Below are 12,418 nucleotides of genomic sequence, written 5' to 3'. Positions count from 1 at the left end.
GAGCACGAGACATGACCAAGCTATACCGCATCGGCCAGATCGTGCCGAGCTCGAACACCACCATGGAAACCGAAATCCCGGCGATGCTCCACGCGCGCCAGGCGATCCGCCCCGAACGCTTCACCTTCCATTCCAGCCGCATGCGCATGAAGCAGGTGAAGAAGGAGGAGCTGGCCGCCATGGACGCCGAGTCCGACCGCTGCGCCGTCGAGCTGTCCGACGCCAAGGTCGATGTGCTGGGCTACGCCTGCCTGGTGGCGATCATGGCCATGGGCCTGGGCTATCACCGCCAATCGGAAAAGCGCCTGCAGCAGGCCACTGCCGATAACGACGCACTGGCACCGGTCATCACCAGTGCCGGGGCGTTGGTCGAAGCCTTGCATGTGATGAAGGCCAAGCGCATCGCCATCGTCGCACCGTACATGAAGCCGCTGACCGAGCTGGTGGTGAACTACATCCGCGAGGAAGGCTTCGAGGTGCAGGACTGGCGCGCGCTGGAAATCCCCGACAACCTCGCCGTGGCCCGCCACGACCCGGCCAACCTGCCGGGCATCGTCGCCGGCATGGACCTTGAGGGCGTCGATGTGGTGGTGTTGTCGGCCTGCGTGCAGATGCAATCGCTGCCGGCGGTGGCCAAGGTCGAGGCGCAAACCGGCAAGCCGGTGGTCACTGCCGCCATCGCCACCACTTACGCCATGCTCAAGGCGCTCGACCTGGAACCGGTCGTGCCGGGTGCCGGTGCCCTGCTGTCGGGTGCCTACTGAAATCGGAGACGGACATGAGCGACGCACAAAGCGCCCGTGACAACTACCAAGGGGTGTGGGGCCAACGCATTGGTTTTGGCCGCAAGCCGGCCCTGTTGATGATCGACTTCATGCAGGGCTATACCACCCCTGGCGCACCGCTGTACGCGCCGGGCGTGGTTGCGGCGGTCGAGCAGGCCGCCGGCCTGCTGGCGCTGGCCCGCGACTGCGGCACTTTGGTGGTGCACACCAACATTCGCTACCAGCCGCCGCATTTCGCTGACGGCGGCGTGTGGGTGCGCAAGGCACCGGTGATGAAGGACATGGTCGAAGGCAACCCGTTGGCCGCCTTCTGCCAGGCCGTCGCGCCACAGGCAGGGGAGGTGGTGCTGAGCAAGCAGTACGCCAGTGCCTTCTTTGCCACCAGCCTGGCCCCGCTGCTGCATGCGCAAGGGGTGGATACCGTGGTGCTGGCGGGCTGCTCGACCAGTGGCTGTATCCGCGCCAGTGCGGTGGATGCCATGCAGCACGGGTTTCGAACCATCGTGGTGCGCGAGTGTGTCGGCGACCGCCACAACGACCCGCACGAAGCCAACCTGTTCGACATCGACAGCAAGTACGGCGATGTCGTCACCCGGCAGGATGCCATGCAGCAACTCAGGCAACTGGCCGGCTGAACGCCGGGCAGCCCTGAGCCAATAACAATCAAGGAACGGTGCGGGAAGCCCGTCCATGACCGCCTGCTGTCCGGGCGGTCGCCCCGCAGGAGCACTCGGGGTATTCAGGCGTTGCCCAGGCACGCCGCGTATAGTGCGCGGGGTGCCCGGCGCGTCGAAAACTGCTGGCCTTAAAACAACCACAAAGTCGCCCGCCAGGAGACAGGAAATGCCAATTGCGAATGCAACCACGGTCCACAGTGACATCGACCATGGCACGAAAGCGCTGTACAGCAAGATCACCTGGAGGCTCATCCCCTTCCTGTGCTTCTGCTACCTCGCAGCTTATCTGGACCGCATCAACGTCGGCTTCGCCAAGCTGCAGATGCTCGAAGACTTGCAGTTCAGCACAGCGGCCTATGGCCTGGGTGCCGGGCTGTTCTTCGTCGGCTACATCATCTTCGAGGTGCCGAGCAACCTGATCCTGCAGCGCGTTGGCGCCAAGCTGTGGATCGCCCGCATCATGATCACCTGGGGCCTGCTGTCGGCCTGCACCATGTTCGTCACCAGCACCACCCAGTTCTATATCCTGCGTTTCCTGCTGGGGGCGGCCGAGGCCGGCTTCCTGCCCGGCGTGCTGTTCTACCTGACCATGTGGTACCCCACCTATCGGCGCGGGCGCATCATTGCCCTGTTCATGATCGGGCTGCCCTTGTCGAGCGTGATCGGCGGGCCGATTTCTGGCTGGATCATGGGGCATTTCGACCAGGTTCACGGTTTGCACGGCTGGCAGTGGCTGTTCCTGCTGGAGGCGATCCCCAGCGTTTTGCTTGGCATCCTCACGTTCTGGGCATTGCCTAACCATTTCCAGCAGGCCAAGTGGCTGTCGGTTGACGACAAGGCACAATTGGCGGCGGACCTGGCGGCTGATGATGCCGAGGGCAAGGACAGCAAGCACAGCTTCCGCGATGGCTTCTTCAACCTGAAGGTGTGGATGCTCGGGGGTATCGACTTTTCGATCCTGCTCAGTGCCTATGCCATGGGCTTCTGGATGCCGACCTTCATCCGTGATGCGGGCGTCAGCGACACGTTCCATATCGGCCTGCTCACAGCCATTCCGAGCCTGGCTGCACTGGCCGGCATGCTGATGATCGGGGCCAGCTCCGACCGCCATCGCGAACGCCGCTGGCACATCATCGTGCCGTTCATCATCGGTGCAATCGCCATGGCCAGCAGCACCTTGTTCAGCCACAACCTGGTGATGACCGTGGTGTTGTTCGCCATTGCCTCGGCAGCGATCATTGGCGCGGTGCCGGTGTTCTTCAGCCTGCCGGCGACCTTCCTCAAAGGCACTGCTGCCGCCACTGGCTTTGCCCTGGCCTGCTCGGTGGCCAACATCGCCGGCCTGGTGAGCAACTCACTGATGGGCGTGGTCACCGACCTCACCGGTACCTCGCACGCTGCCCTGTGGGTGTTTGCCGGCTGCCTGATCCTCAGCTGCTTCCTGGTCATCGCCTTGCCGGCGAAGCTGGTCAACCGCTAGCGGCCCAGCGCTTCACGCAACGGCAGGGCAGGCGGGCCGGGTGCCCGCCTGCCCGCCCTCTCTCGATGCAACCCGCACGTCGGTGGCCTTATCAGGCCACCGCGCCGGGTTGCTGTTGCCCGAATCCAGGAGTAGCCCCATGCAAGGTTTCACTGCACCGCGTTTTTCTTCGTCTGCGCGTCTTGCCGGCGGTTGTATTGCCGCAGCGTTGTGTGCCGAGGCTTCGGCAGAAGAGGCCGGTTTCATCGAAGGTGCCCGCGCCACACTGCAAGCGCGCAATTACTTTTTCAGCCGCGATTATGCCGATATCAAGGGCGCGAGCACCCAGTCGCGTACTCAGGAATGGGCACAGGGTTTTATCCTCAATGCCAGCTCCGGTTACACCCAGGGCACCGTTGGCGTCGGTGTGGATGTTACTGGCCTGCTTGGCTTCAAGCTCGACAGCAGCCCGGCGCATGCCAAGTCCGGTTTGCTGCCCAGCCTGGACAGCGGCAAGTCGGCGGACGAATACAGCCGTTTGGGGGCGGCGATCAAGTTCAAGGTGTCGCAGACCGAGCTGAAGGTGGGCGAGTTGATGCCCAACCTGCCTGTGCTGTTGTTCAGCGACTTGCGCCTGCTGCCGCCGACCTATCAGGGCGCGATGCTGGAATCGCGCGAGATAGCAGGGTTGACCCTGAATGCTGGCCAGTTCCGCTCCACCAGCCTGCGCGACTCGTCCAACAGCCAGAAGATGTACGCACTGGTCAACGACCCGATCAACCCGGCGCGGTTGGCGCGCTTTACCAGCGACCGCTTCAACTACGTGGGCGCCGACTATGCCTTCAACGACAACCGCACCAGCGTGGGGGTGTGGCAGGCGCAGTTGGAGGATATCTACCAGCAGCGCTTCTACAGCTTCAAGCACGCCGAGCCGCTGGGGGACTGGACGCTTGGGGTCAATGCCGGCTATTTCGATGCACGCGAGGACGGGCGCAAGATTGCCGGCGATTACGACAACCATGCGTTGTTCAGCCTGTTCTCGGCCAAGACCGGTGGGCATACCTTTTACCTGGGTTACCAGCAGATCGGCGGCGATGATGGTTTCATCCAGGTGGGTGCCAACACCAACCCGATGGGCAATACGCTGCCGACCTATGAGTTCTCGGCGCCGGGTGAACGCTCGTGGCAGGTGAGGCATGACTACAATTTTGTCGCTTTAGGCGTTCCGGGCCTGACGTCGACCCTGCGCTATGTGAAGGGGCGGGACGTGGACACCGGGCTGGGCTTCGAGGGGCGTGACCGCGAGCGCGATCTGGACCTGGCCTATGTGGTGCAAAGCGGGCCGCTGGCTGGGCTGGGGATACGCGTGCGCAATGTGATGGCGCGCTCCAATTACCGCACCGATATCGATGAGAACCGCTTGATCCTCAGTTACACGGTCAAGCTGTTCTGAAGTCGATTGCCAGTGCAGCGCGGCCTTTCGCGACACAAGGCCGCGCTGCGCGTCTGCGGCATGCTTTGCAGGAGCGGTGACGATCACTGCAAGGTTACGGGCTTCAATGAAGCCGGTAACTGTGAAACCGCAGCCTCCAGCCGCTCGATCGGCCCAGCGAGCAGGTCTGCTTCCTTTTCCTTGCCCTCACTTCTCAGGCGATCGCGCTCACCACGCAGGTTAAGCAAGTTTTTCTGTAGCTTCAGGGCCGAGGCGTTGAACGGGTCCATGCTTTTCTCATGCTGTAGGCGTCCGTGCCGTTGTAGGAAAAATGGACCGTAGCAGCTCGAATTTGCTGAAGAAACTGATGTTTCATACAGGCAAATTCCGCTGCTACATTACTTCCTACACTGCCAGGTAAAAGATCCTACAGCCTGCGTTTCAACTCATGTCTTCATAATCACGCTCAACGTCCAGTGTTTGCTGGGCTCAATCGCCTTTCGACGGATAGATCGTTCAACCTGGCCAAGCCCAGAGTCTGTCGTGCCTTTGAAACCTTACGTAGCAATTGCCGTCCGCAGGCTACATGTGGTCCGCATCGACCACCGCCTTGGCAAACGCCTGTGGTGCTTCCTGCGGCAGGTTGTGGCCGATGCCACCGCTTATCAGCCGATATTCGTACTTGCCGGTAAAGCGCTGCGCATACGCTTCGGCCGGTGGGTGCGGGGCGCCGTTGGCGTCGCCTTCCAAGGTAATGGTCGGTACCGTGATGCTGGGGAAACTGGCCAGCTTGGCTTCCAGGGGGTCATAGCGTGTTTCGCCCTGGGCCAGCCCCAGCCGCCAACGATAGTTGTGCACGGTAATCGCCACGTGGTCGGGGTTGTCCAGGGCCTTGGCGCTGCGCTCGAAGGTGGCATCGTCGAAGGCCCAGCTGGGCGAGGCGGTTTGCCAGATCAGTTTGGCGAACGCATGCCGATTCTGTTCATAGCCAGCCTGGCCGCGTGGGGTCGCGAAGTAGTACTGGTACCACCACTGCAGCTCGGCGCTGGGTGGCAGCGGGGCTTTGGCGGCCTCCTGGCTGCTGATCAGGTAGCCACTGACTGACACCAGTGCTTTGACCCGCTCGGGCCACAGCGCCGCGACGATATCGGCGGTGCGTGCACCCCAGTCGAAGCCGGCGAGTACAGCGCGCCGGACATGCAGCGCATCCATGAACGCAATGACATCGCTGGCCAGCGCCGTGGGCTGGGCATTGCGTGGCGTTTGCGCGGACAGGAAACGGGTCTGGCCGTAGCCGCGCACGTAGGGCACCAACACTCGGTACCCTTTTGCCGCCAGGTCAGGTGCAACTTGCTCAAAGCTGTGAATGTCATAGGGCCAGCCATGCAGCAGGATCACTACCGGGCCATCGGCAGGACCTTGCTCCACGTAGGACACGTCGAGCACGCCAGCGTTTATGTGTTTCAGCGGGCCGAAGTTGTCTGTCACCACTGTTGCCTCGGGCTGCGCGGGTGCAGCGGTGGCGAGGTTCACGGCCATCAACCCAAGCGGCAACAGGGCGCAGGCAAGCAGGGTATGGCGGGAACGGCGTGGCGGGGTGGTGGTCGAGTGATGGGCGGGCATCGGGCGTCTCCTTGGCAAAGCCAGCGGTGCGAGGTGATGGGGCCAGTAAAGATGACGCCTGTATCGCCGATATGTCCGAGTAGCCTGCAGGAAACGTTCTTGTGTATCAGGTCTCAATTTGTACACATAACGATACAAGTACCGTGCAGCGGCGGGATGTTCCGCCTCTGCTACGATCGATGGTTTTCCGGCCAAGGAGAGGCCCATGCATTACGTAGTCATCGAACCCCACCGCAGCGAGTACCCCCAGCCTATTCGCTTTGCCAAGGGCACCTTGCTGGACATCGGCCCGCGCTACGAAGGCGAGCCAGGCTGGCAGGACTGGTACCTGTGCACCTGCGCAGGCCAAGCGCCAGGCTGGGTGCCGGCGCAGCTGATCGAGCGGCTCAGCGTGTGCCAGGGTAGGGCGCTGGACCATTATTCAGCGCACGAGCTGGATGTCGACCCAGGGCAGCGGGTGCAGATGGTGCGTCCGCTCAATGGCTGGGTCTGGTGCCGACGCCAGGGTAATGGCGAGTTGGGCTGGCTGCCTGCAGAAAAGCTTCAGAGGGTTTCCATCTGATCTGCTTTTTTTCCACAAACCTGAATCTGTAACCGTATCAGCCCAGGCCCGACAATATGCCCATCCCCGCATCACAACTGTAGAGGTTCCAATGGGCAAGCTGGCGCTGTTCCTGGGTGGTTTTCTGCTACTGACCATTCTGATTGGTATTCTTGGCACCATTCCGCCAAGCTGAGTTCAACTGCTTTCCTCCTGCGCGGCCCGTCTACTTCTTACGGCGGGCCCAATCTTTAGGCAAATGGCCACTCCCCCTCTTGTTGCACGGCTGGACCAGCGGTAGGTGCAAGTCATTCTCAAGTGCAAAAGGCTCGTGTAGTCTCCCGCCGCCGCTCATTCGGCGGTCTTTTTGCCTTGGAGTCGATACATTAATGGAATGCAAGAAAGGCACTTCAGCCATGCTGGAGTGGCGTAGCCGTTTTCTCGCCGAGGGCGCGCTTGATGAGCAGGGCTATGACCAGGCTCTGCGCTATGCCGAGGCGTTGGAGCAGGCCGGAGTAGTCAGCACGCAGGAATGGATCGAGCTGGTCAAGCTGGCCAATTCGGCATTGCTGCTTGAGCGATAAGTCTTTCTTTGTGCGGGGAAATCTGTCCACAAAAAACGTGGGTAGGTCTGTGGATAAAGTGCTGCAGGCCAGGCCCACGGCGGGCTCTGTTAAATTGAGCAGAAATTGAACAGCCGTTTTTGGCTCTGTTTCAACAGCCCATGCCTGCACGGCGCAGGGCTGCCAGCAAGTCACGCACCCGCGCCGGCAGCTCGCCAGCAGGGTACACGGCATGCATCTGTGGGTCCTGGCCGCTGCTCGACGTCAGGCGGTAATGCGGGCACACCCGCACCAGGCGCCCGACGTTGACCTGCGCCTCACCGACCCAGGCGGCCAGGCGAGCGATACCGGCGCCGGCCAGGGTGCTGTGGTACACCGCATGACCCGAGCCCAGGCGCAGCCTGGGCCTGGGGCGCAGGCTGGTGATCTGGCCGTCGCGACAGAAGTGCCAGGCCTTGAGGATACGTGGCGCGGTATGCAGGATCAGCGTATGCCCCTCCAGGTCCTCTGGATGCTGCGGTGTGCCGGCCAGGGCCAGGTACGCCGGGCTGGCATACAAATGGCGCTGGTAGGGCCACAGCGGATAACCGATCAGTTCGCTCGATTGCGGGAAGGCACCGCGCACCACGAAATCGAATTTGCCCTGCAGCGGGTCGAGGGCTTCGTCGCTGCACTGTACGTCCAGGGTCACTTGAGGGTGACAGCGGGAAAACTCGGCAAGCACCTGCGGCAGCACATGTTCCCCCAGCAGTTGTGGCACGGCAAAGCGGATCCAGCCCTGGGCGCTGCCGCTTAGCGCGGCCAGTTCATCGGCAGCATCGCGTTGCACATCCAGCAAGCGTTCGGCGTGTGGCAACAGGCGCTCGCCGGCTTCGGTCAGGGTCACGGCGTTGGCGTTGCGGTTGAGCAGCTTGCTGCCGGCATTGTCTTCCAGGGTTTGCACCGCGCGCGTAACTGCACTGGGTGAGCGCCCCAGTGCACGGGCGGCGGCTACGAAGCTGCGTTTGTGCGCCACGCTGACGAACGCTTGGATTTCTCGCAACATGTCCAATGCCATTGCCTGCTCCTTGTTGCAGTTATTGCAATATGGCATTTCAACACAACGGCACCACTTTGATTAGCCTTGCAGGCGTCTTCACTGCCTGGAACCGCGTCATGATGGATATTGCTGTGCTTTGCGTGTTCGCCTTCGCCGCTGGGCTGATCGATGCCGCCGTGGGTGGCGGTGGGCTGATCCAGATCCCTGCGTTGTTCAACGTGCTGCCCACCGCGCAACCGGCGGCATTGCTCGGCAGCAACAAGCTGGCGTCGGTATGTGGCACGGCCTTCGCGGCGCGTTCGTTCATCCGCAAGGTGACGCTGGACTGGGGGTTGATCGTGCCGGCGGCACTCAGCGCCTTTGTCATGTCGTTCGCCGGAGCTGCCACAGTGTCGCTAGTGCCCTCCAGCGTGATGCGCCCGGCTGTGCTGGTGCTGATCGTGCTGATGGCCATCTACACCTTCTGCAAGAAGGACTTCGGCACCCTGCACAAGCCTGCGCGGATCGGCCGCAAGGAGCAGTGCCTGGCGGTGCTGATCGGCGGTGCGATCGGCTTTTACGATGGCCTGTTCGGCCCGGGTACCGGTAGCTTCCTGATCTTCCTGTTCATCCGCTTCTTTGCCCTGGACTTCCTGCACGCTTCGGCGTCGGCCAAGGTGGTGAACATTGCCACCAACCTGGCGGCGCTGGTGTTCTTCGTACCGACGGGCAACGTGCTGTATGCCATCGCCTTGCCGATGGCGGTGTGCAACATCCTTGGTGCGCTGACCGGTACCTGGCTGGCCGTACGCAAGGGTGCCGGCTTTGTCCGCGGGCTGTTCCTGCTGCTGTTGTGTGTGCTGATCGCCAAGCTGTCGTGGGACTTGCTGGCCGGCTAGTTCAGACCACCTGGCGCTGTGCTTCGGCCTGTTCGACGCGGTTGCGGCCGTGGGCCTTGGCCCGGTACAGCGCCTGATCGGCACTCGCCAGCAGTTCGTCCAGGCTAGGGGCTGGCATGTCGGCATCGCAGCCAGCCAGGCCGATACTCACGGTAATCTGCAAGCGTTGGTCGGCCTGCATTACATGCAGGTCCTGCACGGCGCGGCGCAGGCGTTCGGCGGTGAACTTGGCCCGCTCTGGCGCAAGGCCGGGGATGATGACCGCGAATTCCTCACCGCCCAGGCGCGCGAACAGTTCGTCGTTGTGCAACTGATCCTGCAGGGTGCCGGCGAACTGGCGCAGCACCTGGTCACCGACCGCATGGCCATGAGCATCGTTGACCGACTTGAAATGGTCGATGTCCAGCATCATCAGGGTCAGCGGGAGCGCCTGGGCGTGCTGCTGGCGGCTGTCGAGCAGCGCGTTGGCACGACGGGTGAAAGCGCTGCGGGTGAGCACGCCGGTGAGGTGATCGATGGTGGCCTGGCGCGCCAGGCGGGCCATGAGGCTGCGGTTGGCCTGGCTGACGCAGGCCACCACCAGCGGCCCTAGCACCAGCATGGCGATGCCAAGGCGAGCCGACATCAGCGTGGTGACCCCCGGTTCGCTCTGCGGCACGCTGAAGTGCATGAGGTTTTGTGCCACCGCTACGATCAGTGTGCTCCCGGCCGTGAGCGTCAGTAGTGAAACCAGGAACGGTGAATAGGTCCAGGCACACCACAGCAACGCGGCAATCGGGAAGGCAATGGCCCCAGGCCCGCCAAACGCGATGCTGAACGCCAGCGAGGCCAACAGCACCAGCAACGGTGCCAGACGGATGGGCTGTGCACCGCCACGCACCAGGGCGCGCAGCGAGGGCGCTGTAAGCATTACCGGCAGCACCAGCACGCTGGTCGAGAATTGTTCGCTGAACCAGGCGAGCCAGGTGGCACGCAACGACTGTTCGAACCAGGGGGCAGCCATTACCGCTGCCATGCTGGCTGCCACCATGGCGGCGGCGGCGCAGGCGGCGAACACGCTGAGCACGCCGTGTGGGGTGCGCATGCGCCGATGCAGCCGTGGCAAGCGAGAAAGCAACTGCCAGAGGGTGACCACCACGCCAAGATTGCACAAGTTGAACCACAGGGCCGGCACCCAGGCACTGCCGCACAGCAAGTCGGCGCCGACCATGGCCAGCCACACCAGGCTGAAGCCGGTAAACGTGGCTTGGCGGGGGTAGCGCAGCAGTACGCCGGCCAGTACCGCATTCACCGGCCAGAACAGCGACAGCGATTCGATCGGGCGTGCCAGGATGCCGCCCAGGGTAAGGGCAAAGGTCAGGCAAAGCAGAAAGACATAAGGCATCAAGCGCGATTGGGCTGGAAAAACCATGAACTCGACCGGCAAGCGGAAACGAAATCCAGGACAACGCCTTGAAGCACCTGGGGCAATAACCCGCAGTGTGTTTCGTCAGGGTAGTTGATGTCAATCTGCCGCGATCGGTCGAGATAATGGCAAATTGCCGCCACTCCCTGCCGCTATCCTCAAAGCCCGAAGAACCACGGCACCATCACGATGGTTACCAGCATTACCAGTATGGTGAACGGCACGCCGATTTTGACGAAGTCGGCGAAGCGGTATTGCCCCGGACCCAGCACCAGCGTGTTGACCGGCGATGAAATAGGCGTCATGAATGCCGCCGACGCGGCCAATGCCACGGTCATCGCGAATGGGTAGGGCGACATGCCCAGCTGCGCTGCAGTGCTGACGGCCACCGGTGCCATCAGCACTGCGGTGGCGGTGTTGGAAATAAACAACCCGATCACCGCCGTGACGGCGAACAGGCAGGCAAGAATGGCGCTGGGGCCGGCACCGCCCAGTACGCTGACAAGCCCGCCCACTGCCAGGTCGATACCGCCGGTTTTCTGTAGCGCCTGGGCAAAGGGCAGCATGCCGACGATCAGCACCAGGCTTTGCCAGTGGATAGCCCGGTAGGCGCTGTTCATGTCGATGCAACGGCCCGCGCCCATCAACAGGCAGCCGATCAGCGCGGCGATGACATTGGGCACCGCGCCGCTGACCATCAGCCCGACCATCACCGCCAGGCTCAGCAACGCCTGCGGCGCACGGGTGCGGGCGGGGGCGACCAGGTCGATTTCGGCGGGCAGGCTCAGTACCAGGAAGTCTTTGGGCTTGCTTTGCAACTGGCGTACAGCCTTCCACGGGCCGACCACCAGCAAGGTGTCGCCCAGGCGCAGCTTTTCCTCCACCAGTTGCTCTTCGATGGCCGCCTGCTCGCGGCGCAGGCCGACCACGTTGAGGTCATAGCGGGTGCGAAACGCCAGTTCGAGGATGCTCTTGCCGATCAGCTGCGAGCCCGGCGGTAGCGAGACCTCGGCCATGCCAAGCTCTTGGGACTGGTCGATGAAGTAGGCAGCCTTGAAGTGCAGCGGCTCCAGTTGCATGGCCTGGCACAGGCTGCGCAGGTCGTCGCGGTTGGCGAACAGGTCGAGCAGCAGCACGTCGCCCTGATGCAGCACGGTACTGGAGTCGGCAGCGATCACCCGCGTGGTGAACTTGTGCTGGCGTTCGATACCAATCACGTTGGCGCCGTGCCGGGTGCGCAGCTCCAGTTCGCCAAGGGTGTGCCCTATCAGGGGGGAATGGGGGCGGATGCGCAGGCGCCGTTCACGGCCGTTGAGCTTGTAGTCCAGCACCAGGTCCAGCAGGGTGCGGCGGCTTTCCACCCGGCCGTCCTTGCGTACCTCGCCGTTGAGCCAGTGCCGGGTCAGCAGCATGTAGCCAATGCCCAGCACCAGTACCACCAGGCCGAACGGGGTAAAGCTGAAGAAGCTGAAGCCTGCTTGGCCATTGCGTACCAGCTCGCTGTGTACCACCACGTTAGGCGGTGTGGCGACCAGGCTGAGCATGCCGCTTATGAGGCCGGCAAAGGCCAGTGGCATCATCAGGCGGCTGGGCGAAATCTGCAGGCGCGCGGCGATGCTCAGCACCACCGGGATGAAAATGGCTACCACACCGGTAGAACTCATCATCGACCCGAGCCCGGCCACGGCCACCATCAGCAGCACCAACAGGCGCGCTTCGCTGTTACCGGCCCGCTCGCTCATCCATTCGCCGATGCGGTAGGCAATGCCGGTGCGCACCAGGCCTTCACCGATCACGAACAGGGCAGCGATCAGCACCACGTTGGGGTCGCTGAAACCGGCCAAGGCCTGTTCCACGGTGAGGATGCCAAGCAGCGGCAGGGCAAGAATCACCAGCAGCGCGACCACGTCCATGCGTGGGCGGTTGATGACGAAGAGGAAAATGACGATGGCCAGCAGGCCGAGGACCCAGAGTAGCTCTTGGTTCATGGGGAGGGGGTGTTCCTTCACACGGAGG

Annotated in this window: 12 protein-coding genes; 7 read left to right on the top strand and 5 right to left on the bottom strand. The window is 62.8% G+C overall.

Going from position 1 to position 12,418, the window contains the following annotated elements; all coding sequences use genetic code 11:
• Positions 1 to 11 precede the first annotated feature (11 nt).
• From APH35_RS19645 to APH35_RS19630, 4 genes are all read left to right on the top strand, one after another.
• Positions 12 to 764: a maleate cis-trans isomerase family protein gene (locus APH35_RS19645; RefSeq protein WP_012273183.1), complete on the top strand. Its 753-nt coding sequence runs from the start codon at positions 12 to 14 to the stop codon at positions 762 to 764.
• Positions 765 to 778: 14 nt separating this feature from the next.
• Positions 779 to 1,420 carry an N-carbamoylsarcosine amidohydrolase gene (locus APH35_RS19640; protein ID WP_012273182.1) on the top strand — a complete coding sequence of 214 codons (642 nt, stop codon included), beginning with the start codon at positions 779 to 781 and terminating at the stop codon, positions 1,418 to 1,420.
• Positions 1,421 to 1,628: 208 nt separating this feature from the next.
• Positions 1,629 to 2,942 (top strand): MFS transporter, encoded by a 1,314-nt coding sequence (locus APH35_RS19635; RefSeq protein WP_060492747.1) that lies wholly within the window; start codon positions 1,629 to 1,631, stop codon positions 2,940 to 2,942.
• Between the two features lie 139 nt (positions 2,943 to 3,081).
• The gene (locus APH35_RS19630) at positions 3,082 to 4,374 is read left to right on the top strand and encodes an OprD family porin (protein WP_012273180.1); all 1,293 of its coding nucleotides are present in this window, start codon (positions 3,082 to 3,084) and stop codon (positions 4,372 to 4,374) included.
• Positions 4,375 to 4,457: 83 nt separating this feature from the next.
• On the opposite strand, the gene APH35_RS19625 is transcribed toward APH35_RS19630, so the two are convergent.
• Positions 4,458 to 4,643 carry a hypothetical protein gene (locus tag APH35_RS19625; protein WP_060515318.1) on the bottom strand — a complete coding sequence of 62 codons (186 nt, stop codon included), beginning with the start codon at positions 4,641 to 4,643 and terminating at the stop codon, positions 4,458 to 4,460.
• Positions 4,644 to 4,935: 292 nt separating this feature from the next.
• Entirely contained in the window at positions 4,936 to 5,976 is a 1,041-nt protein-coding gene (locus APH35_RS19620) for an alpha/beta fold hydrolase (RefSeq protein ID WP_060515317.1), read from the bottom strand.
• Positions 5,977 to 6,181: 205 nt separating this feature from the next.
• Here APH35_RS19620 and APH35_RS19615 point away from each other — a divergent pair, with 205 nt between their 5' ends.
• Together APH35_RS19615 and APH35_RS19610 are read left to right on the top strand one after the other, a co-directional pair.
• The gene (locus tag APH35_RS19615) at positions 6,182 to 6,538 is read left to right on the top strand and encodes an SH3 domain-containing protein (RefSeq protein WP_012273177.1); all 357 of its coding nucleotides are present in this window, start codon (positions 6,182 to 6,184) and stop codon (positions 6,536 to 6,538) included.
• A gap of 368 nt (positions 6,539 to 6,906) precedes the next feature.
• On the top strand, positions 6,907 to 7,101 hold the full coding sequence (locus tag APH35_RS19610; RefSeq protein ID WP_012273176.1) for a hypothetical protein: 195 nt from the start codon (positions 6,907 to 6,909) through the stop codon (positions 7,099 to 7,101).
• A gap of 130 nt (positions 7,102 to 7,231) precedes the next feature.
• On the opposite strand, the gene APH35_RS19605 is transcribed toward APH35_RS19610, so the two are convergent.
• Positions 7,232 to 8,137, bottom strand: coding sequence for a LysR family transcriptional regulator (locus APH35_RS19605; protein ID WP_012273175.1), 906 nt, complete (start codon positions 8,135 to 8,137; stop codon positions 7,232 to 7,234).
• 98 nt (positions 8,138 to 8,235) lie between these two features.
• On the opposite strand from APH35_RS19605, the gene APH35_RS19600 reads away from it, so the two are divergent.
• Positions 8,236 to 8,997: a sulfite exporter TauE/SafE family protein gene (locus tag APH35_RS19600; RefSeq protein WP_012273174.1), complete on the top strand. Its 762-nt coding sequence runs from the start codon at positions 8,236 to 8,238 to the stop codon at positions 8,995 to 8,997.
• Position 8,998: 1 nt separating this feature from the next.
• Here APH35_RS19600 and APH35_RS19595 read toward each other — a convergent pair whose 3' ends face one another.
• Positions 8,999 to 10,423: a GGDEF domain-containing protein gene (locus APH35_RS19595; RefSeq protein ID WP_041166545.1), complete on the bottom strand. Its 1,425-nt coding sequence runs from the start codon at positions 10,421 to 10,423 to the stop codon at positions 8,999 to 9,001.
• Between the two features lie 137 nt (positions 10,424 to 10,560).
• Positions 10,561 to 12,390: an SLC13 family permease gene (locus APH35_RS19590; protein WP_012273172.1), complete on the bottom strand. Its 1,830-nt coding sequence runs from the start codon at positions 12,388 to 12,390 to the stop codon at positions 10,561 to 10,563.
• Positions 12,391 to 12,418: the final 28 nt, after the last annotated feature.

This window comes from Pseudomonas sp. NBRC 111132 (assembly GCF_001320565.1).
Lineage (GTDB): Bacteria > Pseudomonadota > Gammaproteobacteria > Pseudomonadales > Pseudomonadaceae > Aquipseudomonas > Aquipseudomonas putida_P.
The sequence above is the reverse complement of the archived record's forward strand: the minus strand, read 5'-3'. Positions and strand labels throughout refer to the sequence as shown.

Bases quoted from the DNA above. Each gene is read 5' to 3' on its own strand.
- APH35_RS19630 (WP_012273180.1), top strand. From the start codon at position 3,082: ATGCAAGGTTTCACTGCACCGCGTTTTTCTTCGTCTGCGCGTCTTGCC.
- APH35_RS19640 (WP_012273182.1), top strand. From the start codon at position 779: ATGAGCGACGCACAAAGCGCCCGTGACAACTACCAAGGGGTGTGGGGC.
- APH35_RS19615 (WP_012273177.1), top strand. From the start codon at position 6,182: ATGCATTACGTAGTCATCGAACCCCACCGCAGCGAGTACCCCCAGCCT.
- APH35_RS19590 (WP_012273172.1), bottom strand. From the start codon at position 12,390: ATGAACCAAGAGCTACTCTGGGTCCTCGGCCTGCTGGCCATCGTCATT.
- APH35_RS19600 (WP_012273174.1), top strand. From the start codon at position 8,236: ATGATGGATATTGCTGTGCTTTGCGTGTTCGCCTTCGCCGCTGGGCTG.
- APH35_RS19620 (WP_060515317.1), bottom strand. From the start codon at position 5,976: ATGCCCGCCCATCACTCGACCACCACCCCGCCACGCCGTTCCCGCCAT.
- APH35_RS19645 (WP_012273183.1), top strand. From the start codon at position 12: ATGACCAAGCTATACCGCATCGGCCAGATCGTGCCGAGCTCGAACACC.
- APH35_RS19625 (WP_060515318.1), bottom strand. From the start codon at position 4,643: ATGGACCCGTTCAACGCCTCGGCCCTGAAGCTACAGAAAAACTTGCTT.
- APH35_RS19635 (WP_060492747.1), top strand. From the start codon at position 1,629: ATGCCAATTGCGAATGCAACCACGGTCCACAGTGACATCGACCATGGC.
- APH35_RS19605 (WP_012273175.1), bottom strand. From the start codon at position 8,137: ATGGCATTGGACATGTTGCGAGAAATCCAAGCGTTCGTCAGCGTGGCG.
- APH35_RS19610 (WP_012273176.1), top strand. From the start codon at position 6,907: ATGGAATGCAAGAAAGGCACTTCAGCCATGCTGGAGTGGCGTAGCCGT.